General features: G+C 57.7%; 22 protein-coding genes. 11 read left to right on the top strand and 11 right to left on the bottom strand.

All coding sequences use genetic code 11. The annotated features are described in order from the left end of the window. Positions 1–51: 51 nt before the first annotated feature. The 6 genes from TRM7557_RS00315 to TRM7557_RS00290 all read right to left on the bottom strand — a co-directional run bounded on the left by TRM7557_RS00315 (position 52) and on the right by TRM7557_RS00290 (position 7,522). The gene (locus TRM7557_RS00315; RefSeq protein ID WP_058288229.1) at positions 52–1,227 is read right to left on the bottom strand and encodes a substrate-binding domain-containing protein; all 1,176 of its coding nucleotides are present in this window, start codon (positions 1,225–1,227) and stop codon (positions 52–54) included. A gap of 304 nt (positions 1,228–1,531) precedes the next feature. Further along, positions 1,532–2,749, bottom strand: a complete 1,218-nt coding sequence (locus TRM7557_RS00310) for a CobW family GTP-binding protein (RefSeq protein WP_058288228.1) — start codon at positions 2,747–2,749, stop codon at positions 1,532–1,534. Between the two features lie 120 nt (positions 2,750–2,869). Next, positions 2,870–4,069 (bottom strand): AGE family epimerase/isomerase, encoded by a 1,200-nt coding sequence (locus tag TRM7557_RS00305; protein ID WP_235811360.1) that lies wholly within the window; start codon positions 4,067–4,069, stop codon positions 2,870–2,872. Between the two features lie 37 nt (positions 4,070–4,106). Then, positions 4,107–5,132: a LacI family transcriptional regulator gene (locus tag TRM7557_RS00300; RefSeq protein ID WP_058288226.1), complete on the bottom strand. Its 1,026-nt coding sequence runs from the start codon at positions 5,130–5,132 to the stop codon at positions 4,107–4,109. Between the two features lie 106 nt (positions 5,133–5,238). Then, positions 5,239–6,207, bottom strand: a complete 969-nt coding sequence (speB, locus tag TRM7557_RS00295) for an agmatinase (RefSeq protein ID WP_058288346.1) — start codon at positions 6,205–6,207, stop codon at positions 5,239–5,241. 7 nt (positions 6,208–6,214) lie between these two features. Continuing rightward, positions 6,215–7,522, bottom strand: coding sequence for an NAD(P)/FAD-dependent oxidoreductase (locus TRM7557_RS00290; protein ID WP_058288225.1), 1,308 nt, complete (start codon positions 7,520–7,522; stop codon positions 6,215–6,217). A 203-nt stretch (positions 7,523–7,725) separates the two neighbouring features. Between TRM7557_RS00290 and TRM7557_RS00285 the strand changes: the two genes are divergently transcribed. The 5 genes from TRM7557_RS00285 to TRM7557_RS00265 all read left to right on the top strand — a co-directional run bounded on the left by TRM7557_RS00285 (position 7,726) and on the right by TRM7557_RS00265 (position 12,708). Further along, positions 7,726–8,403, top strand: coding sequence for a GntR family transcriptional regulator (locus tag TRM7557_RS00285; RefSeq protein ID WP_058288224.1), 678 nt, complete (start codon positions 7,726–7,728; stop codon positions 8,401–8,403). Positions 8,404–8,706: 303 nt separating this feature from the next. Continuing rightward, positions 8,707–9,792, top strand: coding sequence for a polyamine ABC transporter substrate-binding protein (locus tag TRM7557_RS00280; protein WP_082626459.1), 1,086 nt, complete (start codon positions 8,707–8,709; stop codon positions 9,790–9,792). Positions 9,793–9,861: 69 nt separating this feature from the next. Beyond that, on the top strand, positions 9,862–10,992 hold the full coding sequence (locus TRM7557_RS00275; RefSeq protein WP_058288222.1) for an ABC transporter ATP-binding protein: 1,131 nt from the start codon (positions 9,862–9,864) through the stop codon (positions 10,990–10,992). Between the two features lie 10 nt (positions 10,993–11,002). Beyond that, positions 11,003–11,899 carry an ABC transporter permease subunit gene (locus tag TRM7557_RS00270; protein WP_058288221.1) on the top strand — a complete coding sequence of 299 codons (897 nt, stop codon included), beginning with the start codon at positions 11,003–11,005 and terminating at the stop codon, positions 11,897–11,899. Beyond that, positions 11,896–12,708 carry an ABC transporter permease gene (locus TRM7557_RS00265; protein WP_058288220.1) on the top strand — a complete coding sequence of 271 codons (813 nt, stop codon included), beginning with the start codon at positions 11,896–11,898 and terminating at the stop codon, positions 12,706–12,708. Before TRM7557_RS00270 ends, TRM7557_RS00265 begins: the two co-directional genes overlap by 4 nt. A 60-nt stretch (positions 12,709–12,768) precedes the next feature. Here TRM7557_RS00265 and TRM7557_RS00260 read toward each other — a convergent pair whose 3' ends face one another. From TRM7557_RS00260 to TRM7557_RS00240, 5 genes are all read right to left on the bottom strand, one after another. Continuing rightward, positions 12,769–13,710 (bottom strand): ABC transporter permease, encoded by a 942-nt coding sequence (locus TRM7557_RS00260; protein ID WP_058288345.1) that lies wholly within the window; start codon positions 13,708–13,710, stop codon positions 12,769–12,771. Next, positions 13,710–14,780, bottom strand: coding sequence for an ABC transporter permease (locus TRM7557_RS00255; protein WP_413081148.1), 1,071 nt, complete (start codon positions 14,778–14,780; stop codon positions 13,710–13,712). The genes TRM7557_RS00260 and TRM7557_RS00255 overlap by 1 nt, the downstream gene beginning before the upstream one ends. Next, positions 14,780–16,297 (bottom strand): ABC transporter ATP-binding protein, encoded by a 1,518-nt coding sequence (locus tag TRM7557_RS00250; protein ID WP_058288218.1) that lies wholly within the window; start codon positions 16,295–16,297, stop codon positions 14,780–14,782. Before TRM7557_RS00250 ends, TRM7557_RS00255 begins: the two co-directional genes overlap by 1 nt. Positions 16,298–16,336: 39 nt before the next feature. Then, positions 16,337–17,323 (bottom strand): BMP family protein, encoded by a 987-nt coding sequence (locus TRM7557_RS00245; RefSeq protein WP_058288217.1) that lies wholly within the window; start codon positions 17,321–17,323, stop codon positions 16,337–16,339. 289 nt (positions 17,324–17,612) lie between these two features. Beyond that, on the bottom strand, positions 17,613–18,851 hold the full coding sequence (locus TRM7557_RS00240; protein ID WP_058288216.1) for an acyl-CoA dehydrogenase: 1,239 nt from the start codon (positions 18,849–18,851) through the stop codon (positions 17,613–17,615). Between the two features lie 146 nt (positions 18,852–18,997). Here TRM7557_RS00240 and TRM7557_RS00235 point away from each other — a divergent pair, with 146 nt between their 5' ends. The 6 genes from TRM7557_RS00235 to TRM7557_RS00210 are packed head-to-tail and all read left to right on the top strand — an operon-like array spanning position 18,998 to position 26,142. Further along, positions 18,998–21,298 carry a bifunctional salicylyl-CoA 5-hydroxylase/oxidoreductase gene (locus TRM7557_RS00235; RefSeq protein ID WP_058288215.1) on the top strand — a complete coding sequence of 767 codons (2,301 nt, stop codon included), beginning with the start codon at positions 18,998–19,000 and terminating at the stop codon, positions 21,296–21,298. Beyond that, positions 21,295–22,038, top strand: a complete 744-nt coding sequence (locus tag TRM7557_RS00230; RefSeq protein WP_058288214.1) for an SDR family NAD(P)-dependent oxidoreductase — start codon at positions 21,295–21,297, stop codon at positions 22,036–22,038. The genes TRM7557_RS00235 and TRM7557_RS00230 overlap by 4 nt, the downstream gene beginning before the upstream one ends. Continuing rightward, the gene (locus TRM7557_RS00225) at positions 22,035–22,517 is read left to right on the top strand and encodes a MarR family winged helix-turn-helix transcriptional regulator (protein WP_058288213.1); all 483 of its coding nucleotides are present in this window, start codon (positions 22,035–22,037) and stop codon (positions 22,515–22,517) included. Before TRM7557_RS00230 ends, TRM7557_RS00225 begins: the two co-directional genes overlap by 4 nt. Continuing rightward, on the top strand, positions 22,517–23,317 hold the full coding sequence (locus TRM7557_RS00220; protein WP_110590868.1) for an enoyl-CoA hydratase family protein: 801 nt from the start codon (positions 22,517–22,519) through the stop codon (positions 23,315–23,317). The genes TRM7557_RS00225 and TRM7557_RS00220 overlap by 1 nt, the downstream gene beginning before the upstream one ends. A 57-nt stretch (positions 23,318–23,374) precedes the next feature. Next, positions 23,375–24,520 carry an acyl-CoA dehydrogenase family protein gene (locus TRM7557_RS00215; RefSeq protein ID WP_058288211.1) on the top strand — a complete coding sequence of 382 codons (1,146 nt, stop codon included), beginning with the start codon at positions 23,375–23,377 and terminating at the stop codon, positions 24,518–24,520. A 5-nt stretch (positions 24,521–24,525) separates the two neighbouring features. Further along, the gene (locus TRM7557_RS00210; RefSeq protein WP_058288210.1) at positions 24,526–26,142 is read left to right on the top strand and encodes a benzoate-CoA ligase family protein; all 1,617 of its coding nucleotides are present in this window, start codon (positions 24,526–24,528) and stop codon (positions 26,140–26,142) included.

The following is a 26,142-nucleotide window of genomic DNA, read 5'->3' as shown; positions in this document are numbered from 1 at the left end:
AAGGGCCCCCTGCATTGTCGTCGGGAGAATGTCGTCGGGAAAATCCTGAGCTCAGTTGTTGCGGAGCGGAATGGACAGGTCATCCATGCCCATTTCACGCACGAGCACCGGCACGCCATAGTCCTTGCCGTCCTGAATTTCAGTGCGGAAGTGGTACATGGTCTGCATGGCCTGGTGATCTTCGGGGCGGAAGGTCATAGGACCTTTGGGCGTCTCCCAGGTCATCCCTTCCATGGCGTTGATCAGCGCGTCGGTGTCATCTGCCCCGCCTGCCTTCTTGATCGCCTCCACAATGGCCATGCCGGAGGCCATTCCGCCCGCAGTAAAGAAGTCAGGCGGGCTGTCGAAGCGTTCAAAATGGGTTTTCACCAGCCAGTCGTTCACCGGGTTCTGTGGAATTTCGTAATAGTAATAGGTTGCCCCTTCCATGCCGGGCAGTTCCTTATAGGCCTTGAGTGCCGCAAGGATATTGCCGCCAGTTGCGATTTCGATCCCGAACCGCTCGGGCTCCATCGCGTTGATTTTCCCCATCGGATTGCCGCCGCCGGCCCAGATGATAAACAGCTTCTTTTCGCCGTCCACGTCTGACATCTTGGTGAAGATGCGTTCGGCCGCCGCGGTAAAGTCTGTTGTGTCCGTGGGGACGTATTCCTCGTGCGCAACAGTTGCGCCTGTTGCCTCCAGCGCTTCTTTGAAGGCAGCGACACCATCGCGGCCAAAGGCATAGTCCTGCGCAAGGGTTGCAACGGTGACCCCTTCACCGCCAAGCGCCACCGCATTGGCAATCGCGTCCTGAGAGGAATTGCGCCCCGTGCGAAAGATATAGCGGTTCCAGTTGGAACCGGTGATCGAGTCTGCCACCGCGGGTTCCACAATCAGAACACGTTCGTATTCTTCAGCAACCGGAAGCATGGCAAGGGCTACGCCGGAACTGACCGGGCCGACCGCGATATGGGCGTCGTCATCGCCAAACGCCTCTTCCAGCTGGGCGCGGCCAATGTCTGGTTTGAGTTGGGTGTCTTTTTCGATCAGGACGATCTTTTCACCGTTGATCTCCATGGTGCCGCCAGTTGCGTATTCCAGCCCAAGTTTCAGCCCATTGTGGGACTGGGCGGCGTAGGCCTCGAACGGTCCGGTTTTGCCATAGACATGTGCGATACGAATTTCTGCGCTGGCGGCCGACGACATTATCGCCCCGGCAACCGTCAATGCGGTCAAGCCTTTCATTGGTAGTCCTCCCTCTTCTCCTGATAAAATATGAAACATGAATCATGATTCATTTCAACTTAAAAGAGTGGGGGCTAAATTCGACCAGCACAGGCTGCCGCCAAGGAGGCAGTCGAACGGATGGGGCGGCAGCGGATATTGCTGCCGGGCGAGGTAATTCTTCGCAATCACAGGGGCTTGCAGCCGTGGTCGTGGCTGATGCCACGTCCGCGCCTGTGTTCAACTTCTATGTGATGGTATGCTTTGCGCGCCTTGGTTGTATGTATCTTTGGCGCGCGCTATCGACGAATTTACGATCCGTTGCCTAAGAAAGCCGCGTGGTCGCTTTGGGCCAAGGGTCGTCAAAAACAAAGCCGGCCTTCCACTGCGCGACCTCTTCGGGTGTACAAAGGCAGTCCTGCAAAGCATCCGCAAAGGTCTGAAGCCCATCACGATCACCGATCACGGTCAGCCGGCAATGACGGTCGCCAAACTCCTCAGAGGTATGCGCCAGACGGCGGCGCATCTCTTCGCGTTCTTCGGGAAGAAGGTTCAGGCTTTCATCCTCAAGCGTGGCAATTTTCCAGAAGTTCACAATCTCCAGCCCAACACTGCCCGCAGTCTGGTTCCACAACAGTTGCAGCCGATCCCGCGTTGGCAGCCAGAAGAACCCTTTGCTGCGATAGATGCCTTCGCCCAAGTAGTGATTGTAGACATCCCACAGCCGCTGCGGATGGAAAGGGCGGGGATCTGAAATGACAATGCTGTCGATCCGGTAGTCGGCGGCACTCGCCATGGAGCTGGTGCCATGTTCGCGATCCCATTCCGTCAGCTCTGCGCCAAGTGTTGCGACACGGTGATGGTCGTAGGGCGGCATGTTCAACACATCGGTGAGTTTGACATTGCCCCATTGCATCCCAAGGATCTCTGCGCCGGGATTGATCGGGTGAATGGCCTCTGCCACGGTGCGCAGTCGCTCCATCGGGACGCGGTCCATTTTGCTGAGCAGGATGCGGTTGGCGAACATGATCTGTTCGGCCAGTAGATTTTCAATGCCACGGGTTTTGTTTGCAAGGTTCTGCGAGGCGGCGGGGACAATTGCGCGGCCAAGGTCGTGATCTTGCGCCAGCGTGACGGTGTCAACAACGGAGAGAAAGCCGTGCAGCTGTACCCCTTCTTGCGCGTGAATAGCCTCGAGCAGGGGCCAGGGATGGGTGCTGCCAGATGTTTCAATGACAACATGCGTTGCGCCTGCGTTGTGAAACCGGATCAGTGCATCCTTGAATTTGGCCAAACCCTCTGCGCCACTGATGCTGCCTGCTGGGATCGAGGCGAACAGGGGATCTTGGCCGGACATGACCTCGCTGGTGTCAAGAATGCGCCCATCCACATCAAGCTCGCTCATCTCATTGACGATCACGGCGAGGCGCACGTCCGGCAGCGAACGGGCTTGGACCAGAAGGCTTTGGAGCAAGGTTGTTTTGCCCGCACCAAGAAACCCGTTGAGGATTGTGATCGGGAGGGGAGATGTGGCGATGCTCATGTTTAAAACCTTTCCGCGGCCGTGCGAGGCAAACTTGGCCCCGCCCATGCTGCAGTTTATCGCAGTGGTCAATGGCTTTTGCGGTGTCAGAAGGGGGCGCGCAGGAGTGCCTGTTGCCCGTCAGGGGCTGCGCAGCTTGCCCTCAAGGCCGGAGTAGGCATTTGAAACACCCGGCAACATTGGAAATAGCACAGCCTGGATCGAATGATAGATGTCTGGTTTGCCCTTGAATTGCAGGGCGGTTTTCGCGCCTGTGTCGTCGATCTCTGGGAACCAGCCGCCGTGGTCTGTGTCGATGAATTTTGTGCGCGCACAGTCCCAAATGCGCCGATACCAGATCACGTCTTCGGGTTGGGGATCGGTTTTCAAAAGGGCCGCGAGAACGCCAATAGCTTCGGTGACCGGCCACCAGTATTTTCGCGTGATGTCCGGGGTTCCATCGAAGTTCAGGGTATAGAAGAAACCGCCATTCGCGTCGTCCCAAGCATCTGCAAGAGCACGATAGGCAATATTGCGGGCGATTTGGATCCTGTCGGCGCTAGGGGCTATGCTCAGCTCATTGTACTGCAAGAGAAGTCGCGCGATTTCAAAGGAGTGACCCGGTGTCGTTCCCGCAGGCCGAAACATAGGATCGCCGCTGTAGGTGGGATCAATAGCCCAAGTGTCGGTGTAATGTTCTGGTAGACGCCACTGATGCGCGGCTGCAATTTTGCAGGCGAAAAACTCAATTATTCGCCCGGCTCGGTCAAGGTATTTCTCGCGGCCAGTGACCTCATAAGCGGCCAGTAACGCTTCGACGCCATGCATATTGGCGTTCATGCCGCGGTAGGTCGAAAACGGGCTCCAGTCGCGGTTGTATTCGTCACAGAAAAGCCCGTGATCTTCTTCCCAAAAGTGCTGATCCAGCACGTGGTCGACGGTGTCCAGAACCGACTGCGCGTCGGGGTGACCTGCGGCAAGTGCACTGGACGCGGCCAGAAGAACAAAGACATGGCCGTAGGCAAGTTTGCGTCCGTCGTGGATCGCAGGGCCATTCAGCGCCCAGACATAACCGCCGGCGCTGCTGTCAAAATGGTGAGAGCCCAGATAGGCCAGCCCGTGATCGATCATGGGTTCACAGCCACTGCGGCCCGCCAGTTTGCCAAGCGCATAGGAATGGATCAGCCGCGTGGTTGTGTGCAGTTCCTGCACCTGGCTGTCCAAAGGCACGCCTTTGAAGTCCAAAACATGAAACCCACCCGTCGCGCAAAAACTGCGGTCGAAGAAATCAAACTGGGCATGCGCATCGGCCGCTAGAAAGCGTCGGTGCGCTTTGGTCATCCATGTATCATGTGTCGGGTCCATTGCGCGTGCTCACTCACTGAAGGTTGGCAGAGGAAATCGGTTGAACATAGTGCAGGGTTTCTGGCGCTTCCCCCCGGAGCCTGCGCAGCAGCAGACGTGCCATTTGCAGACCGGCTTCGGGAAGGTCTTCGAAAATGCAGTCCACACGTGGTCGCACCAAATCAAACAGCCCCGTGGTTTGTTTGACCACCAGTTGGACGTCCTTTTGTGGGGTCAGGCCAATGTCCTGCAGTGCCGCCAAAGTGGCAAGGCCCGAGACCTCACCCGGCAGGACAAGCCCATCCGGACGATCGGGGGCTGCGAACCTGTGGCGGATGGCGGCCTCGATCTGGTCCGCAGAATTGTCGAGCGTTGCGCCGTTGAAAACCTCCAGCTCAACGTTGTACTCGCGCACAGCATTGGTGATGCCCTGCAGCAAATGCTGGCGAAAGGTCAGCGTCGGTGGTGGTAATAGAATCGACAGTTTTCGTGCGCCCTTTTGGATCATCCGCACGGCGCTCTTGTAGGCGAAGTTGGTGTTGTCATAGTCGACAAAGGCATGGGTGTGTTTTCCTTCGGTTCGGCCGTGCGAAACGAAAGGAAACCCGGTCTCAGTCAAAAAACGGACGCGGGCATCATTGGGTTCCGTCCGCGAGAACAGAATTCCATCTGCCAGTCTGTTTTTGACAATTCTTGTTATCACCTCGCCGGGGTCATCCCTTGTCACGTCGGGGCCAAAATCGGGCATAACAACCAGATGGTAATTGCTGTCTTCAAGGCCGCGGGTGATGCCCCGGATCAACGAGGTGCCAAAGCCGAAGATTTCGTCATGCGGCGGCAGGATCAGGTTGATGACTTGCGTCTTGCCCGTGCGCAAACGCTGTGCGGCCCGATCCGGCGCATAGCCGAGTTCGGCCGCGATTTGCCCTACAAGCCGCCGCGTTGCGTCGGCAATTTTGGGGTCCCCGGCCAGCGCTCTGGAGACCGTGCCAACAGAAAGCCCTGCGGTCTCGGCGATCAGCTTTTGGGTCGGCTTTTGAACCTGGGCATCGTGCGTCAAATGGTTGTCCCCCTGTAGGGCAGGGGTATTTTAAAACGTTTTAATAATCAAGAACCGGGTCCGCGGTTTGGTCAGAACGATGGGGCGCTGTGGGTGTTGCACCGGGTCATAAGCGACCGACGGGTTTTTGTTCTGCCCCTGCCTGCTGCGCCAGAACGCACAGGAAGTCATGCGCGACATGCGCCCCAGCAAGCGCCGTGATTTCGGCGTGGTCGTAGGGGGGCGAGACCTCCACAATGTCCATGCCAATCAAATTCAGGTCTGACATGGCGCGTACGAATTCCAGCCCCTGCCATGTGGAAAGGCCGCCGGGAACAGGTGTGCCAGTGCCGGGGGCAAAGGCCGGGTCCAGCATGTCGATGTCAAAGCTCACATAGACCGGCGCATCGCCGGCACGGGTTTTGAACACGTCGATTGCGGCCTCGATCCCATTGCGGTGGATCCATGGGCTCGAGAGGATTTCGAACCCGTGATCGCTGTCGTTGTATGTCCGCAGGCCGATCTGAGTGGATTTGCTCACGTCAATCACACCCTCGGCGGCGGCTCGGCCGAACATTGTGCCATGATCCATGGTCACGCCATCGTCTGGCCAGGTGTCACAATGGGCGTCGAACTGCAGCAGGGCAATTGGGCCATGTTGTTCTGCATGGGCCCGCAAGAGGGGGTAGCTGATGGAATGGTCGCCCCCAAGCGAGAGCAGTTTGGTGCCGTTCGAGAGGATTTTCTTCGCGGCCGCTTCGATGGTTTTTGCCACTGTTTCCGGATGGTGGGGGTCCATAAACACGTCGCCATAGTCGACAACATTCAGGGTTTCGAACGGATCAAACCCCCAGGGAAACGCCTTGAGCTCTGCCAGCTGGACCGAGGCTTCGCGCAAAGCGCGCGGACCAAGGCGGCATCCCGGACGGTAGGTGACCGCATTGTCAAAGGGAATGCCGATCACAGCGACATCGACGCCCGCAAGGTCACGGCTGTAATCCCGGCGCAAAAAGCTGAGCGCGCCGCCATAGGTCATCTCGGGCCAGCGGCCTTTGGGGTCGGTCTTGCGGAATGCTTGATCGCCTTTGGGGGTCATGGTGTCCTCAGATGCCAAAACGGTCTTTGAATGCGTAATACCAAGAGCCAATCACCGAATAGGGCACACGGAACAGGCGCCCGCCGGGGAAGGGGATCCAGGGTACGTTAGAGAATACGTCAAACCGGCTCATGTCGCCCGCGATCGCCTCGGAGAGGATGCGACCAAACGTATGGGAGCCGGTTACACCATGACCCGAATAGCCATGCGCGAAATATGTGTTTTCATTCAAACGGCCCATTTGCGGGACGCGGCTGAACGAGAGCGCAAAATTTCCGCTCCAGGCATAGTCGATGCGCGTGCGGCGGAGTTCGGGGAAAACCCGGTTCATGTTTTTGCGCAGCTTGGCTACTATGTCTTTAGGGTCCGCGCCGCCATAAACTGTGCCGCCGCCAAACAGCAGGCGATTGTCTGCAGACAGACGGAAATAGTCCAGAATGTAGCGAATGTCCTCAACGCAGGTGTCCGTTGGCAACAGCCGCTGCGCGAGGTCGGCGTCCAGCGGCTCGGTCGCCATAATCTGGGTCGATACCGGCATAACGCGGGATGTGAGGGCCGGGACGACGTGCCCCAGATAGGCGTTGCCACAAAGAACGACTTTGTTGCAGGTGATGCGGCCGTTTTCGGTTTGCACAACAGGCTGCGGGCCGTCCTGATCCACATGCACCACCTTGGACATCTCAAAGATCGTGCCGCCGTTCTGTTCAAAGGCGGCGGCTTCGCCCAAGGCGAGGTTCAGCGGATGCAGATGGCCGCCGGCATGGTCAATCATCCCACCCGCATAGGCGTCAGATCCGACAAAATCGCGGGTCCTGTCTTTGTCGACCATTTCCTGAGTGGTGATGCCGTACCCGCGCCACAGCTCCAGCCGCTCTTCAAGCTCGCGCATATGGGCGCTGGTGTAGGCGGTGAACAGGTTGGTGGCCTTGAGATCGCATTTGATGTCGTAGCTTGCCACCCGGTCGCGAATGATATCACCGCCTTCGGTCACAAGGCCTGCAACGAAATTTGCGGTGTCCTGCCCGTACCGGCGCTTGATGGTTTGCAGCGAGGCATTGAGCCCGTTGACAATCTGCCCGCCATTGCGACCCGATGCGCCCCAACCGATCCGCGCGCCTTCGACGATGGCGACTTTGAACCCTTTTTCGGCAAGGTGCAGGGCGGTTGAAAGACCTGTATAGCCTGCGCCAACCACGCAAATGTCAAAGCTGTGGTCGCGTGTCAGCTGTGGACGTAGCTGCACCACATTTGCGGAGGCGGCGTAGTAGCTGCCTGTATGAGACCCATCGCCTGCGTAATGTCCCAAAGCCGTCATCCCATCCCCACAGGTGAACCCTGCAGGCGGCGCGGCTTCGCGTCGAAGGGCGCAGTCCTGGCTTTCGCAGAAATGGCAAAATCGGGGCTCATTTGGCACAGCTTTCTATGAAATGTGATAGCATTTTTTGAAACGTGACAGCTTAATTGACTCGAGTCAAACTCAAACCTAAGGTCGCGAGAGACTGCACACAGGACCAAAAAATGCGCCTAGAGATCCCAGAGATTGAAACCTCTGCGCAGCTGACCAGCCAAGAGTATGTATACGCGCGGCTGCGAAATGCGATTATGGTTGGGGCGATCCCGACCGGGACATCCCTGACAATGCGGGGCGTGGCAGAGCAGCTTGGCCTGAGCCCAACCCCCATTCGCGAAGCCCTGCGCCGCCTGAGTTCAGAACAGGCGATAACGCCGCAGGACAATCGCCGCATGTTGGTGCCCGAGATGACTGCCGGGCGGTTTGAGGATCTGGTTGCAACCCGGACCGTTCTGGAACGGCACGCGGCCGAACGGGCGCTGCCCTATGTTTCTGGCGTGCGCGTGCAGGATCTGCGCGCCATTGATGACAAGATGGATGAGGCCATTGCTGCCCAGGATTATGACCGCCTGACGCGTCTGAATCAGGACTTTCACCGCAAACTATATCAAGCCAACCCCGATTTGGTCGCTATGCCATTGATCGAGAGCATCTGGTTGCAGCTTGGCCCGTTTCACCGTGAATTAATTAAGAATGTCAGTGACTTCTATGTTGTTGATCATCACAAAGCGATCCTCAACGCTTTGGATGAGCGCAATGCGGAGGCTTTGGTGACTGCAATAGAAGGAGATATCCAGGACGGGGTTGTGGCGGCGGGTCGCGTCAAAATTGCCGCAGGCGTGTAGACCAGATCGCTTATAATTTGATCATATTTTGGGGTCAGGCCCAGAAACGCGGTTGTTGACGCCACATTTGATCGATCAAATCCACGAGTCGCTGAATAAGTTTCCGCCTGATTTAAACGCTTTACTGGGTTTTGCGGTTCGGGAATTTCGCAGACTGCCTGATGCGAGGGCGCTTTGGGGTCCGTGCCACAGGAAAACAACCTCAGAAGGCCAAACTGGGGCCTCTCTTAAATTTGAAGCTCGTAAAAAACTTGCCTTACTCAAACTTTTGATCAAACTTTTGCCATCAACAGGGAGATAGCCATGAAGAAACTGTCCACACTTTCCGCCATCGCGCTACTCGCAGCGGCCTCTGTCGCCAATGCAGAAGAGGTGCGCGTCTACAATTGGTCCGACTACATTGATGAATCGCTGCTGACCAAATTCGAAGAAGAAACCGGCATTAAACTGATCTACGACGTCTTTGATAGCAACGAACTCCTCGAGACCAAACTGCTTGCGGGCGGGTCAGGCTATGACGTGGTGGTTCCCACTGGATCTTTCCTGCAGCGCCAAATCCAAGCCGGCGCGTTTCAGAAGCTTGATAAAAACCTGCTGAGCAATATTGGCAACGTCTGGTCCGACATCGAAGAACGCACCGCGACATATGATCCGGGCAACGAATACTCTATCAACTACATGTGGGGCACCACCGGGATTGGCGCTAACATCACCAAAGTGCAAGAGGCGCTTGGCGCGGATGCACCGCTCGATTCCTTGGCTTTGGTGTTTGACCCGGCAAACATGGAAAAACTCGCGGACTGCGGCGTTCATTTCCTTGATGCACCAGATGAACTGATCCCGGCTGCGCTGAAGTACATTGGCGAAGACCCCGACGCATCGGATGCGGACACCGTGAAGAAGGCCGAAGACGTCTTGGCCGCGGTTGCACCCTATGTGCGCAAATTCCACAGCTCTGAGTATATCAATGCCCTGGCCAATGGTGAGATCTGCGTGGCTGTCGGGTGGTCCGGTGACATTCTTCAGGCCCGGGATCGTGCCGCAGAGGCCGACAATGGCGTCGAGATTGCCTATCATGCGCCGAAAGAGGGTGCGCTGATGTGGTTTGACCAACTTGCCATTCCGGTAGACGCGCCAGATCCGGGCGCGGCGCATAAGTTCATCAACTTCATCTTGGATGCCAACAATATGGCGACCGCGTCGAACTATGTTTACTACGCAAACGGCAATCTCGCGTCGCAGGAATTTCTGGTGGAAGACGTAATTGGCGATCCGGCCATTTACCCGGATGCAGAGACGATCAAAAACCTCTACACCAAATCGCCCTACGACCCGAAAACCCAGCGCATTGCCACTCGCATGTGGGCAAAGGTCAAATCCGGCAGCTAAGCTGCTGACATTCAAAAGACAGATCTGGACCCTGCAGGGTCCAGGTTTTCCCTTTCAGGACCTGCTCTTATGAACGCCACAGACGTTTTTGTCCCTTGGCTGGATGCCGACGCCAAGCCGATGATCGAATTTTCCGGGGTCACCAAAAACTACGGTGACTTTACGGCCATCGACAATATCGACCTCAAGATTTTTCCTCGCGAGTTCTTTGCGCTTTTGGGGCCATCGGGCTGTGGGAAGACCACAATGATGCGGATGTTGGGAGGGTTTGAAAACGTCACCAAAGGCACCATCACAATCGACGGGCAGGACATGAAGGGCGTGCCGGCGAACAAACGCGCGGTGAACATGATGTTCCAGTCCTATGCGCTGTTTCCGCATCTGTCGGTGGCGGACAATCTGGCCTTTGGTCTGAAACGTTCGGAGATGCCAAAGTCCGAGATAAAGGGGCGTGTCGACGAAATGCTGCGGCTTGTGCAGCTGGGTAAGTTTGCATCGCGCAAACCGCATCAGCTGTCTGGGGGGCAACGCCAACGTGTTGCGCTTGCGCGGGCGTTGGCAAAGGCACCCAAGCTCCTGCTGCTGGACGAACCCCTTGGGGCGCTTGATAAAAAGCTGCGTCAGGAAACCCAGTTCGAGCTGATGGATATTCAGGAAAAGACCGGCACGACCTTTGTGATTGTGACCCATGACCAAGAAGAAGCCATGACCATGGCCAGCCGGATCGCGGTGATGGATCATGGCAAGCTGGTGCAGGTGGACACGCCTGATCGTATCTATGAAGCACCAAATTCTGTTTACGTGGCGGATTTTATTGGTGACGTGAATATCATCGAGGGCCGCATCGCCAAGGCCGATGGCGAGGCGGCGGAACTGGCCTGGGCCGAAGGTCACAGCCCGATCCGCGGCATGTCCGGTGCCGGGGTTTCCAGCGGTCAGGGTGGTGCTTTTGCCATTCGCCCCGAAAAAATCGTGATCGGTACGGAAGAGCCCACAGACGTCCACAACCGGATTTCCGGTGAGGTCGAGGACATTGCCTATCTTGGCAATATCTCCACCTATTATGTGCGTCTGGAAAACGGCGCGCTGGTAAAGTCGCAAACCGCAAATACCCGCCGTATTGCGCGTCGGGGGATCACTTGGAACGACAAGGTCTGGCTGTCTTGGACTGACACGGCCGGCATCGTCTTGGCAGGGTAGGGCACAGCTGATGAACCTTGCGCGTCGACTGCTGATTGGGGTGCCGTATCTGTGGCTGTTTGCCCTGTTTCTGGTGCCCTTCCTGATCGTATTGAAGATCTCGATGTCGGATTACGCGATCTCAATTCCGCCCTATACACCGACGCTTGACCTGTCCGAAGGCTGGGCGGGGTTTCGTGTCTTTTGGGCGGCCTTGGATTTTGAGAACTATGTGTTCCTGACGTCGGACGACCTGTATTGGAAGGCGTATCTGTCCAGCCTGCAGATCGCGGCGCTGGCGACGTTCTTTACCTTGCTGATCGGTTTTCCAATTGCCTATGCGATGGCAAATGCCCCGGACGAATGGCGGCCCAGCCTGATGATGCTGGTGATCCTGCCGTTCTGGACCAGTTTTCTGATCCGCGTCTATGCGTGGATCGGTATTTTGTCGAACGAAGGGTTTTTGAACCAGATCCTGATGTGGACAGGGCTTGTTTCAGAGCCTTTGGTCATCCTGAACACCAATACGGCGGTCTATATTGGCATCGTTTACACCTATTTGCCGTTTATGATTTTGCCGATCTATTCCACCTTGGAGAAGCTCGATGGATCGCTGCTGGAAGCGGCGCAGGATTTGGGATGTACCAAGATTGGCGCTTTCTGGTCCGTTACCGTGCATCTGGCAAAGCCGGGTGTGATCGCGGGCTGCTTTCTGGTGTTTATTCCTGCCCTAGGTGAATTTGTGATCCCGTCGCTTCTGGGCGGCTCCAAAACCCTGATGATCGGCAAGGTGCTGTGGGAAGAGTTCTTCTCGAACCGCGACTGGCCTGTGGCGTCCGCCGTTGCCATCATCCTGCTGCTGATCCTGATCATCCCGATCGTCCTGTTCCAGCGCAACGAACAGAAGCAGAGGGAGGCGGACCAATGAGAAAGTTCACCTGGTTCAATGCGGTCTCTCTGACCTTTGGATTTGCGTTTCTCTATATCCCGATGATCATTTTGATCGTCTACAGCTTCAACGAGTCCAAGCTCGTGACGGTCTGGGCGGGGTTCTCCACCAAATGGTACGGAGAGCTGTTGCAGAACGAGGCTTTCCTTGATGCGGCTTGGGTGACGGTGAAGGTGGCGACGATTTCTTCCACAATTGCTACCGTTCTGGGAACGATGGCGGCCTTTGTTCTGGTGCGCGGAGGGCGGTTTTTCGGCCGAACCCTGTTTTCGGGTATGATCTATGCGCCGCTTGTTATGCCCGAAGTCATCACAGGCCTGTCGCTTCTTCTCCTGTTTATTTCGGTCGGGTTGGACCGTGGGGTGACCACCATTGTTCTGGCCCATGCTACGTTTTCCATGTGCTTTGTCTCGGTTGTCGTGTCTTCGCGGATGGTAACGTTCGACAAAAGCCTCGAAGAGGCCGCGATGGATCTGGGCTGCACGCCATGGGACGCGTTCCGCTCTGTCACCTTGCCGATCATTGCGCCGGCGGTGATTTCGGGCTGGTTGCTGGCGTTTACCCTGTCGCTTGATGATCTGGTGATCGCGTCCTTTACCTCGGGTCCGGCGGCGACGACCCTGCCGATCAAGATTTTCTCGGCTGTGCGCCTTGGGGTCAGCCCTGAAATCAATGCGCTGTCGACGATCATCATTGCTTTTGTCACCATCGGTGTCCTGACCGCATCCATTTCGACCAAACGCGCGATTTCCAGACAGAAGCGCGATGAACAGATGGCGCAACAATAGGAATATGCCCGGTGGTGGCTTCGACCATCGGGCATATTCGTTTGGCGCAGGAGTTTTTAATCACCGTTGTCCTTTGAACCAAGGTGTCAGCAGCGCGCGCGGGTAATCTGCGGACCGCGCTGCAATGACAAGTGCGGTAATCGACAGAATATAGGGCGCCATAAGAAACACCTGACCGGGAACCAGAGCGCCCATTTCTGTCTGTAACCTGACCTGTAGGGCATCAAACGCGCCAAATAATATGGCCCCCAATAGGGCTTTGCCCGGACGCCAGCTGGCAAAGATCACCAATGCAATACAGACCCAGCCGCGCCCGTTGACCATACCGAAAAAGAAGGCGTCAAACGCGGACATGGTCAGAAACGCACCGCCCAATGCCATGAGGGACGACCCGGCCACGATGGCGCCGATCCGCAGCCCATAGACCGACAGGCCCTGGGCATCGACGCTGTCTGGATTGTCACCAACCGCTTTGAGTGCGACGCCAAGGGCTGTGCGATCCAGTACAAACCAGACCAAACCCACCATTCCCAGCGCAAGCCAGGTCAATGCGGTTTGCTGAAACAGGACCGGCCCCAACACCGGCAGGTCAGACAAAACCGGAATATCGAGCGGTTGGAACGGTTCGATCCGCGGCGGGGAGGACACATTGGGCAGGGCTGTCCGGTAGGTGAAGTAACTGGCTGAGGTGGCAAACAAGGTAATCCCCAGCCCCGAGACATGTTGCGACAGGCCCAGCGGCACGGTGAGGAGCGCATGCAAAAACCCAAAGGCCGCTCCGGCCAAGGCAGCGGCCAGCACACCGCCCCAAAGGCTCGCGCCAAGCCAGACCGCCATCCATCCGCACATTGCGCCAACGACAAAGATCCCCTCGATCCCAAGGTTCAAAACCCCGCTGCGTTCGCAGATCAGCGCGCCCAGAACACCAAAGATCAATGGGGTCGCGATGCGCAGGGAAGCGGCCCAAAAGCTGTCGCTGAGCAGGATATTCAGCAGATCCATCATTGTGCGACCTCCCCTTTGCCAGCCAGAACAACGCGGAACTTTGCGAAGAACCCTCCGACCAGCACGCACAACAACGAGACAGAGACAACAAGATCCGCAAGAAATGAAGACACGCCCATTGCGCGGCTCATCCCGTCTGCGCCGACAAAGACGGACGCAATGAACAAGGCTGCCAGCACCACGCCAATGGGGGAAAGCCCCGCCAGCATGGCCACAACAATGCCAGTGTAGCCAAAGCCCGGGGACAAGTCGGCGGTCAGGTATCCTTTGAGCCCGGCCACTTCGCTGACGCCGGCCAGCCCGGCCAGCGCGCCCGAGATCGCGGCCACGCCAAAGAAAGACCGGTTCACATTGATCCCCGCATGGCGTGCGGCAGCGACGTTTTCCCCCACTGCGCGCAGTTTGAACCCCCATACCGATCGGATCAGCATAAATTGCGCGACAATGGCCAGGATCAGCGCCAGAATAAACCCAGAATGCAGGCGCATCCGGTCCATCAATTTGGGCAGCATACCCTGATCCAGAATGGGTGCAGATTGCGGCCAGCCAAGCCCCATCGGATCTTGCAGCGGCCCTTCAAGCATCATCTGAACCAGGATCAAAATGATGAAATTCAGCAATAGCGTGGTGACAACTTCATCGGCACCAAATTTGACCCGCAGATAAGTCGGCGCCGCCATGCCGACCGCACCTGCAGCGGCCCCCATAACCACGATCAGCGGCACGAGAAAAATCCCGGGGATGTCCAATGCCCCAGCGCCAATGGCCACCGCAGCCATCGCACCAAGGTAAAGCTGACCTTCGCCGCCGATGTTCCACAGTTTTGCGCGAAACGCCAATGCCGCGGCCAGCCCGGTAAAGATCAAAGGCGTCGCGCGGGTCAGCATTTCGGTAAAGGCAAATACCGAACCAAAGACGCCTTTGAACATCGCGCCATAGGCCGCAATCGGGTTCGCCCCGGCCGCCAAAAGCGGAATGGCCGCAAAGCCTAATGCGACCAAAGCGGAAAGAAGAGGAACACCAAGCGCAAACGCTCTGGACGGGGTGTCACGAGGTTCAATACGAATCATACTGTTTCTCCGGCCATCATCAGCCCGATGGTTGCGCGATCTCGGGTTGGCGCTTCGATCAATTGCCCGTCGCGGATCACCAGAACACGGTCCGAAAGGCCCAGAATTTCGTCCAGGTCTTCCGAGATCAGAACAACGCCTGCACCACGCGCACGAGCGTCTAACAACCTGCGTCCAACTTCGGCTGCAGCGCCCAAGTCGAGCCCGCGCGTGGGTTGATTGGCCAGGATCAGGCGTGGGTTGCGCTCAAAGACGCGGGCCAAAATAAGTTTCTGAATGTTGCCGCCGGACAGCAGGCGCGCCTGTGCCTCGGTTCCGGGACCGCGCACATCATAGGCCTTTGCCAGTTTGGTGGCATTGGCGGCGATGTCCTCGCGGCGCAACAATCCTCCCGTGGACACGTCCGGCTCGGTCAGCCGTTCAAGCACCAGATTTTCCGCGACGCTCATTGCGCCGACAATGCCTTCGTGGTGGCGGTCTTCGGGAATGCGTCCAACCCCGGCTTTGACCATGCGGGCCGGTGTTGGATGGGCAATTGCGGCCTGATCAATCGCCACCGTGCCCATGTCGGGGGCTTTCAGGCCGGAAATCACCTGCGCAAGGGCGTGTTGCCCATTGCCGGAAATACCTGCAATTCCCACGATCTCTTGTGCGTGAACGGATAAATTCACCGCATTGAGGGTCTCGCGTTTGGATCGCCCCACCACCGACATACCGCTGAGGTTCAGAACTGGTGCACCGGGCGCAAGCGGTTCCCGCTCCACTAGAGGCGTGTCAGCCCCAACCATCATGCGCGCGATCTTGGCCTCATTGGCTTCTGAGGTGGGCATTTCGCCCACTTTTCGCCCGTGACGCAGCACCGCAATCCTATCGGAAAACGCTAAAACTTCCCGCAGTTTGTGGCTGATGAAAATGACCGATAGTCCGGACTTGGTCATCGCTTTGATATTGGCGAAAAGAGTGTCTGCTTCCTGCGGGGTCAGAACGGCGGTTGGTTCATCAAGAACAAGAATCCGCGCATCGCGGTAGAGCGCTTTTAGGATCTCCACCCGCTGGCGTTCGCCAACGGACAATCGTCCAACAGGCACATCCAATGGGGCCGACAGGCCGCTGCGCTGGATGATGCCCTCGACTTTTGCTTTGGCAGCGGCCCGGTTTCGGCGTAGTGACCACAGGGGCTCTGCGCCGAGGGTGATATTATCCAAGGCAGAGATGTTTTCGGCCAGTGCAAAATGCTGGTGCACCATACCAACACCAGCCGCCAAGGCCGCTTGAGGGTGGCCCAGGGGCAGGGGCTGCAATGCGCCCGCCGCATCCGCGACTTCGACCGTGCCTGCATCGGGCAGATAGTGCCCAAAAAGCATGTTCATCAATGTGGTTTTGCCAGCGCCGTTTTCTCCGAGCAGGGCGAGGACTTCGCCTTTGTGCAGGGTCAGAGAGACGTCGTCATTGGCCACCACGGGGCCAAAGCGTTTGCTCAGGCCGCGGAGTTGTAAGACGGGGTATGGTGTCATGAGAACTGGGGGCCGACCGTCAAGCCGGCCCTGATTGCCTTAGTTGTCCGAAACCGGGCGCTGGTCGTTCACATTCACACGGAACAGACCGTCCAGGATCTCGGCTTCTTTTGCTTTGACCGCAGCGACGGTTTCGGCATCAACGAGGTTTTCGTCCAGCACCAGTGAGCCGCCGCCAAACGCCATGAAGCTGTACTGCCCATAGTCTGCGGCCTCAAACGACCCGGACGCCACGCTGGACACGGCTTTGTCGATGGTGGCTTCCATGTGCCACAATGCGGATGCCATGATCGTGCCCGGATAGTCACCAGAGGTGTCGATCACGTTGCCAATGGCCTTCACGCCGCGTTCAACCGCTGCGTCCGAGACGCCAAAGCGTTCTGCGTACATGATGTCCGCCCCGGCATCCATCATCGCAAACGCGCTCTCTTTGGCTTTGGGCGGATCGTACCAGCTGTCGATGAAGTTCACGATAAACTTGGCATCGGGGTTCACCGCGCGCGCACCATCCATGAAAGCATGCATCAGTCGGTTCACTTCAGGGATCGCATAGCCGCCGACCATGCCAATCACATTGGATTCCGTGGCAGCGCCCGCCACCATGCCTGTCAGGTAGGAAGGCTCGTGAATCCAGTTGTCAAACACAGAGAAATTCGGTGCCACCGGGCCAAAGGATGACCCCATGAGGAATGCGGTTTCCGGGTAGTCTTTGGCCACTTTGCGCGCCGCGCGCTCAAGCCCAAAGACCTCACCGACAACAAGCTGCGTGCCTTGTTCGGCATATTCTCGCATGACGCGCTCATAGTCCGTGTTGGCGACGTTCTCGGAGAAAACATAGTCAATGTCGCCGCGCTCTGCCGCCGTATTGAGCGCCGTGTGAATCCGGCTGATCCATTGCTGTTCCACCGGCAGCGTGTAGATGGCGGCGACTTTGATTTTCTCAGCAGCGGCTGCTCCGGCTGAAAAGACCGTGGATGCCGCAAGAGCGGCTGCTAGAAACAACCTACGCGTGGGTTGCCGTTTCATACCTAGTTCCCCCTAGTTTTGTGATTGCTGGGGTTAGGTGACGAAATTTTTTTCGATTGGTCAAATAATGCAGGGCGATTGGGGCGGTATTTTACGGAAATGCTATTTAGTTCAGCACTGGTTTGAAAACCGAGTTACTGAATAAAATCGCATTTTTCCCGGCTTCGCTTGTGTGCTGCTGAGAGAAAGGCCGCCGCTGCGGCGGCCTTTCTCTCAGCGACATTCATTCAGTCGGTGATCCTGTCGCCTTTTACCAAAGCGTCTTCCCAATCAATGCCTGACGCGTCGGTCATACGAAGGCCTGCAGGCCGGTTTGACCGCGGCCCAGGATCAGGGCGTGGACGTCGTGGGTGCCCTCATAGGTGTTCACCGCCTCAAGGTTCATCACATGCTGGATAATGCCATATTCATCCGACACCCCATTGCCGCCATGCATGTCGCGGGCTTCGCGGGCGATGGCCAGCGCTTTGCCGCAGTTGTTGCGCTTCATCAGGCTGATCAGCTCGGCCGAGTTCTTGTGTTCGTCCATCAACCGCCCCAGACGCAGCGCCCCCAGAAGGCCCAGCGAAATCTCGCTCTGCATGTCGGCCAGTTTCTTCTGGATCAACTGCATCGCGGCCAGCGGTTTGCCAAATTGTTTGCGGTCCATGGTGTAGCTGCGTGCGGCGTGCCAGCAGGCCTCGGCGGCGCCCATGGCGCCCCAGCTGATGCCGTAACGGGCGCGGTTCAGGCAGCCAAATGGCCCGGCCAGACCTTCCACATGGGGCAGCAGGTTTTCGTCCGGCACAAAGACCTCGTCCATCTGGATCATGCCGGTGATCGACGCCCGCAGGGAAAACTTGCCCTCGATCTTGGGCGCGTTCAGCCCCGTCATGCCTTTTTCCAGAACAAAGCCGCGGATCTTATTGTCATGGGCGTCGGATTTCGCCCAGATCACAAACACATCGGCAATCGGGCTGTTGGTGATCCAGTTCTTGGCCCCGGAAACCAAATACCCCCCGTCCACTTTCTTGGCGCGGGTGATCATCGACCCGGGGTCTGATCCGTGATCGGGTTCGGTCAGGCCAAAGCAGCCCACCCATTCGCCGCTTGCCAGTTTGGGCAGGTATTTTTGCCGTTGGTCTTCGGAGCCATAGGCAAAGATCGGGTGCATCACCAGCGAGCTTTGCACCGACATGGCAGACCGGTAGCCGCTGTCGACACGTTCCACCTCGCGGGCAACAAGCCCGTAAGACACATAGTTGGCGCCGACGCAGCCATACGCTTCGGGGAGGGTCGGCCCCAGAAGGCCCAGCTCGCCCATTTCGCTCATGATGTCGCGGTGAAACACCTCGTGGCGGTTGGCCTCGATCGCGCGGGGTTTCAGCTTGTCCTGGCAGTAGGCATGCGCGGTGTCGCGGATCATGCGCTCTTCTTCAGAGAGAAGGTCTTCAATCAGAAAGGGATCTTCCCAAACAAGCGCCGCAGGTTTCGCGCGCGCGTCTTCGGGGGTGGCAGGGCTGAAGCTGAGGTGTTCACTTGCGTGCATTTTCCGGGTCTCCCTTTGGCGAGTCGATCTGATGAAAAACGTATCGGTGAAGCTTCAATTATTCAAGCTTGAAATAAAAACAGAACGCGGTACCTTTGGATAAGCGACCCTGATTCTGGTCGAATGTGGACATGGAGGAAGTAAAGATGCGTGTAGCTTGTCTTGGCGGAGGACCTGCTGGTCTCTACTTTGCAATTTCCATGAAGTTGCGGGATCCTGATCATGAAGTTGTTGTTATTGAAAGAAATAAATTCAATGACACCTTTGGTTGGGGTGTGGTGCTATCGGATGATGCGCTTGGTAATCTGCGGGCCAATGACCCGGAAAGCGCGGAGGTCATTCGCCAGAACTTTGCCTATTGGGATGATATTGCGGTGGTCCATGACGGGGTGCGGACCGTTTCTAGTGGTCACGGATTTGCAGGAATCGGCCGCAAGAAACTGCTGCTGCTTTTGCAGGATCGCGCCCGTGAACTGGGGGTCGAGCTGCGCTTTGAGACCGCGTTTGACGACATTGAAACCTATCGCAAAGACTATGACGTTGTGGTCGGCTGTGATGGGCTGAACTCTACCGTGCGCTCAACCTATGCAGCGTATTTCAAACCGGAAGTCGACACCCGAAAATGCAAGTTCATCTGGTTGGGCACGCACCAGAAATTCGACGATGCCTTCACCTTTATCTTTGAAAAAACGGTGCACGGCTGGATTTGGGTTCACGCCTATCAGTTCGACGAGGATACCGCGACTTTCATCGTGGAATGCACCCAGGAGACATGGGACAATTTTGGCTTTGAGCACATGTCAAAGGACGAGATTGTCGAGACCTGCCGCGCGACCTTTGAGAAGCATTTGGGCGGCCACGATCTGATCTCCAATGCCGACCATCTGCGCGGCTCTGCGGTTTGGATCAATTTCCCGCGGGTTCTGTGCGAAAAATGGCATCACGAGAATGTGGTGCTGTTGGGGGATGCCTCTGCGACCGCGCATTTCTCTATCGGCTCGGGCACGCGACTGGCCTTTGACAGCGCAATTGCGCTGGCAGAGTTCCTGAATGTGGAGCCAACCAAAGAAGCTGCCTTTGAGCGCTATCAGGAAGAGCGTCGCTTGGATGTTCTGCGGCTACAGTCAGCGGCTCGCAACTCTTTGGAGTGGTTTGAGGATGTGGAGCGGTATCTGGATCTGGACCCGGTTCAGTTCAATTATTCGCTGCTGACGCGGTCCCAGCGGATCAGCCATGAAAATCTGCGGTTGCGGGATGGCGACTGGCTGCGCAGCGCCGAGAAATGGTTCCAGACTCGCGCAGGTGCGCCGGAGACAGCAGAGGTCCGCGCGCCGATGTTCACGCCTTACAAGCTGCGCAAAATGGAGCTGAAGAACCGCATCGTGGTATCACCTATGGCGCAGTACAAGGCTGTCGATGGTTGCCCAACGGATTGGCATCTGATCCACTATGGCGAACGCGCCAAAGGCGGCGCAGCACTGGTCTATACCGAAATGACATGTGTGTCTCCGGAGGGGCGCATCACCCCCGGCTGCCCGGGTCTTTATCGCGAGGGTCACGTGGCCGCCTGGCAGCGGCTGACGGACTTCGTTCATGCGGAAACCGATGCGAAGATCTGCTGTCAGATCGGGCACTCAGGGCGCAAAGGGTCGACCTGTATTCCCTGGGAAGGGGGGATTGATAATCCGCTTGCAGATGGCAATTGGGAGCTGATGGCGGCGTCGCCCCTGCCGTACAAAGAGCTCAGTCAAACCCCGCGCGAAATGACGCGGGCGGATATGGAGCAGGTGCGGGATCAATTCGTGGCCGCCGCAAAAATGGCCGATCAGGCCGGGTTCGACATGATCGAAATGCACGCCGCGCACGGGTATCTGTTGGGCAGTTTCCTGTCACCGGCGACCAACCATCGAACCGATGAATTTGGTGGTTCGATCGAGAACCGCCTGCGCTTCCCCTTGGAAGTGTTCCATGCCATGCGGGCCATTTGGCCCACGGAAAAGCCGATGTCTGTGCGGATCTCTGCCCATGACTGGGTTGGTGAGGGCGGCACACAGCCGGAAGACGCAATCCTGCTGGCGCAGGCCTTTGATGCGGCCGGTGCCGATATCATCGATGTTTCGTCTGGCCAAACGGTGTCGGAGGAAGCGCCGGTCTATGGTCGCATGTTCCAGGTGCCATTCTCGGACCGGATCCGAAATGAGACCGGGATTTCGACAATGGCCGTGGGGAACATCTACGAGGCGGATCACGTGAATTCGATCTTGATGGCGGGGCGGGCGGATCTGGTGTGTCTCGCTCGGGCGCATCTGGCGGATCCATATTGGACCCTTCACGCGGGCAGCAATATTGGCGATCGTTCCGCAAATTGGCCAGAACCCTATCGCGCAGGCCGTGACATGATCTGGCGCCTCGCGGAACGCGAAGCGGCCGCGGCGATCAAAGTATGAGCATCCGTGACAGACATATCGTCGTGACTGGCGGCGGCACCGGTGTTGGCGCTGAAACCGCGCAACTGTTTGCGGAGGCCGGTGCCAAGGTCACAATCATGGGACGCAGTGAAGCACCGCTTCAGGCGCAGGGGCTGCCCTATCAGATCTGTGATGTAACCGACGCCGCCGCAGTCACCGAGGCCTTCTCGGCTGCGCGGGACGCACACGGGCCGGTGGCGGCTGTTGTTGCCAATGCGGGCGCAGCTGACAGCGTACCCTTTGCCAAAATGACGCCAGAGGTCCTGAACAATATGCTGGCGGTGAACTTGGTTGGTGTGGCCAATGTCTGGCAGGCCGCCTTGCCGGATATGAAAGCGCAAGGGTGGGGTCGGATGATCGCAATTGCGTCCACTGCTGGGCTCAAGGGCTATCCTTATGTCGCTGCATACTGCGCGGCAAAACACGGGGTTGTCGGCTTGACCCGCGCGCTTGCACTGGAGCTCGCCGGTGCGGGGATCACAGTCAATGCGATTTGTCCGGGGTTCATAGAAACCCCGATGCTGGATCGCTCTGTCGCCAACATCACCGAAAAAACCGGCAAGACCGAAGCCGAGGCGCGTGCTGCGCTTTATGGCGGAAACCCCCAAAAGCGGTTCATTCAGACCGATGAGGTCGCACAAACCGCGCTTTGGCTTTGTTCGGATGCTGCGCGCTCCATCAATGGCCATGCACTCAGCCTATCAGGAGGTGAAATATGACAACCGGTCCCCAACCCGATATCGCACCTGATACCCCGCTGTCGAAAGAAAGACTGCGGCTCTGGCTCAAGTTGCTCAAGGCCTCAAGTCTGCTGGAGGACGAAGTCCGCCGCCGTCTGCGGGCAGAGTACAGCGGAACTCTGCCGCGCTTTGATGTGATGTCGGCCCTGTCTCGCGTGCCTGAGGGTTTGAAGATGAGCGAGATTTCAAAAATGCTGCGGGTCTCCAACGGCAATGTGACTGTTGTGGTGGACAAGTTGGCGCAGGACGGGCTGGCGCAGCGCGTGGCCGTGCCCGGTGATCGGCGCGCCAACCTCGTGCAGCTGACCGCCAAAGGTCAGGCCACTTTTGCTGAGCATGCGGCCGCACATGAGGCGTGGATCGACGACCTGCTGGGCGGTTTGAATGCTGATGACATCGAAGGCATGATCCTGCGCCTCGATCGCTTGGCCGAAACGCTGGAAGAAAGGGATATCTGATGCGACAGGACGTTTCCTATTTCAACTGCGACATTGCGGACGGCATCGCGACTGTGTCGCTGGACCGGCCAGAGCGTAAAAACCCGCTGACATTCGACAGCTACGCCGAACTGCGGGATTGGTTCCGTGATCTCCATTATGACGACACGGTCAAGGCGGTGGTCTTTGCCCCGAACGGCGGCAACTTTTCGTCGGGGGGGGATGTCCATGACATTATCGGCCCGCTCACCAAAATGAACATGAAGGAACTGCTGGCTTTCACCCGTATGACCGGGGATCTGGTCAAGGCAATGGTCAACTGCGGCACGCCAATTATCGCTGCGGTGGATGGTGTCTGTGCCGGGGCAGGGGCGATTATCTCGATGGCCTCTGACCTGCGGCTTGCCACACCCGAGGCCAAGACGGCCTTTCTGTTCAACCGCGTTGGGCTTGCGGGCTGTGACATGGGGGCCTGCGCGATCCTGCCTCGGATTATCGGTCAGGGACGCGCGGCAGAGCTGTTGTATCTTGGCCGGTCCATGAGCGCTGAGGAAGGTGTTGCCTGGGGCTATTTCAACAAGGTGGTTGAAGCGGGTGAGCTGCTTTCGGCGGCGCAAACTATGGCCCGCCGAATTGCCGATGGGCCGGGCTTTGCCAATATGATGACCAAAACCATGCTGGCACAGGAATGGTCCATGTCCATCGAGCAGGCGATCGAGGCCGAGGCGCAGGCGCAGGCGATCTGTATGCAGGGGCAAGATTTCCACCGTGCCTACCATGCCTTTGTCGCCAAAGAAAAACCTGTGTTCGAGGGCGACTGATACGGAGCGAGGGGCGCTGCCCCTCGCGCTCCCCGGGATATTTGGAAAAGGTGAAAGATGAGCGATCAAAGTTATCTGAACTGGCCTTTCTTGGAGGCGGAGCACCGGGATTGGGCGGCGCGGGTCGAAGAGGTGGCCGCGGGGCTGTCCGTCGATCATGGTGACACGGACCAGGCCTGCCGTGCGCTTGTCTTGGATCTGGGTGCGGCGGGGCTGTTGCAGGCCACTGGCAGTGCAGACGGGGCGTTGGATGTACGCAAACTCTGTCTGACCCGGGAAATTCTGGCGCGCCATGATGGGCTTGCGGATTTTGCCTTTGCCATGCAGGGGCTGGGCACCGGGGCGATCTCGCTGTTTGGCACAGAGGCGCAGCGTGGCGAATGGTTGCCAAAGACCCGCACAGGCAAGGCCATTTCCGCCTTTGCGCTGACCGAACCCGGAACGGGATCTGATGTTGCGGCAAATACGATGACCGCAACCCGCGACGGGGATCACTTTGTTCTCAATGGTGAAAAAACCTGGATCTCCAACGGCGGGATTGCCGATCTCTACACGGTGTTTGCCCGCACTGGCGAAGCGCCGGGTGCAAAGGGCATGTCAGCCTTTATCGTGCCCGCCGCAACGCCCGGGCTTGAGATCACCGAACGGCTTGAAACCATCGCTCCGCATCCGCTGGCAACACTGTCGTTTGTGGACTGCCGTGTGCCTGCATCCGCCTTGATTGGTGAAGCCGGTCAGGGGTTCAAGATTGCCATGTCGGTTCTGGATGTTTTCCGGTCCACGGTTGGCGCTGCCGCGCTTGGCTTTGCGCGCCGCGCACTGGACGAGGCCCTTACGCGCGTTTCCTCCCGATGCGTGCAAGGTGCCCCTTTGATGGACCTGCAAATGGTACAGGGCCACATTGCTGATATGGCCACGGACATTGATGCGGCTGCCTTGCTGATTTACCGCGCCGCCTGGGCTAAGGACAGCGGGGCTGCCCGCATCACCCGCGAAGCTGCAATGGCCAAGCTGTTTGCCACCGATCAAGCGCAACAGGTGATCGACAAAGCCGTGCAGCTGCACGGCGGTGATGGCGTGAGGTCCGGCGTGGTTGTCGAGAAATTATACAGAGAAATCAGAGCGCTGAGGATCTACGAGGGGGCCTCTGATGTCCAACGGGTGATCATTGCACGGCAAACGCTAGCGGCACAGCAGGGGTAATCGACATGCTACAGAACAGTGCACATACGGATACGTTTTCCCGGGACAACCTGCCGCCTGTTGACCAGTGGCCTGACCTCTTGCTGGATGGGTTTGAGTATCCCGAACAGCTCAATGCAGCATATGAGCTGACCGATGCGATGGTGGCCAAAGGATTTGGCGATCACACGGCGCTGATCGGAAATGGTCGCCGTCGCACCTATAAAGAGCTGACCGACTGGACCAACCGGCTGGCCAATACGCTGGTGGATGACCTTGGCCTGAAGCCGGGAAACAGGGTGCTGATCCGATCGGCCAATAATCCGGCTATGGTGGCCTGTTGGCTGGCTGCGACCAAGGCCGGTGCCGTTGTGGTCAACACCATGCCCATGCTGCGGGCGGTCGAGCTGCAGAAATATGTGGAAAAAGCCGAAATCACCCACGCGTTGTGTGACACACGCCTGATGGATGAGATGACGGCCTGCGCCAAATCCTGCGATACGCTGACTACGGTTGTCGGCTTTGATGGCACCGCCAATCACGACGCCGAACTGGACCGGCTGGCGCTGGAAAAACCTGTGACATTTGATACAGTTCAAACCAGTCAGGATGATGTCGCACTTATTGGGTTCACCTCCGGATCGACCGGCGCGCCCAAAGGCACCATGCATTTTCACCGGGATCTGCTGATCATCGCCGATGGTTATGCCCGCGAGGTTCTGGACGTGCAACCCGACGATGTCTTCGTCGGCTCACCCCCACTGGCGTTTACCTTTGGTCTTGGTGGTCTGGCGATTTTCCCTCTGCGTTTTGGAGCGACGGCCACGCTGCTGGAAAACGCCTCGCCCCCCAATATGATCGAGATCATCGAGAAATATCAGGCGACAGTGTGTTTTACCGCACCCACCGCCTATCGCGCAATGATGCGCGCGATGGAAGAGGGCGCGGATCTGTCCTCCCTCCGGGCGGCGGTATCCGCTGGTGAAACACTGCCAGGCCCGGTCTATGACGAATGGATGCAAAAGACCGGAAAGCCGATGCTGGATGGGATTGGCGCTACCGAGATGCTGCATATCTTCCTTACAAACCGCTTCGCGGACCACCGTCCGGGCTGCACGGGCAAGCCGGTGCGTGGGTATGAGGCCAAGGTTGTGGATGAAACCGGCCAAGAGGCAAAGCCGGGCGAAATTGGCCGGTTGGCCGTGCGCGGGCCCACGGGCTGCCGCTACCTGCGGGGCGAACGTCAGGGCGAATATGTGCAGGGAGGCTGGAACATTTCGGGTGATGCATTTGTCCGCGATGAAGATGGCTATTTCCACTTTGCGGCCCGCAATGACGATATCATTGTCAGCTCCGGCTACAATATCGCAGGCCCCGAGGTGGAGGCGGCGCTTTTGGCCCATGACGCCGTGGCAGAATGCGCCGTCATTGGCATCCCTGACGAGGCACGCGGAACAATTGTGCAGGCCCATGTGGTTCTGGGCGCGTCCGAGACTCCTTCTGAGGCAATGGCAAAGCAGCTGCAGGATCATGTCAAAGCCACCATTGCCCCTTTCAAATATCCTCGCTCGGTCGTGTTCGCGAAAGAACTGCCCAAGACCGAGAGCGGGAAAATTCAACGCTTCAAACTGCGTGAGGTATAG

The sequence above is a fragment of the Tritonibacter multivorans genome (assembly GCF_001458415.1).
GTDB classification, from domain to species: domain Bacteria; phylum Pseudomonadota; class Alphaproteobacteria; order Rhodobacterales; family Rhodobacteraceae; genus Epibacterium; species Epibacterium multivorans.
Note: the sequence above shows the minus strand (reverse complement) of the source record. Positions and strands in the feature narration are given on the sequence as shown.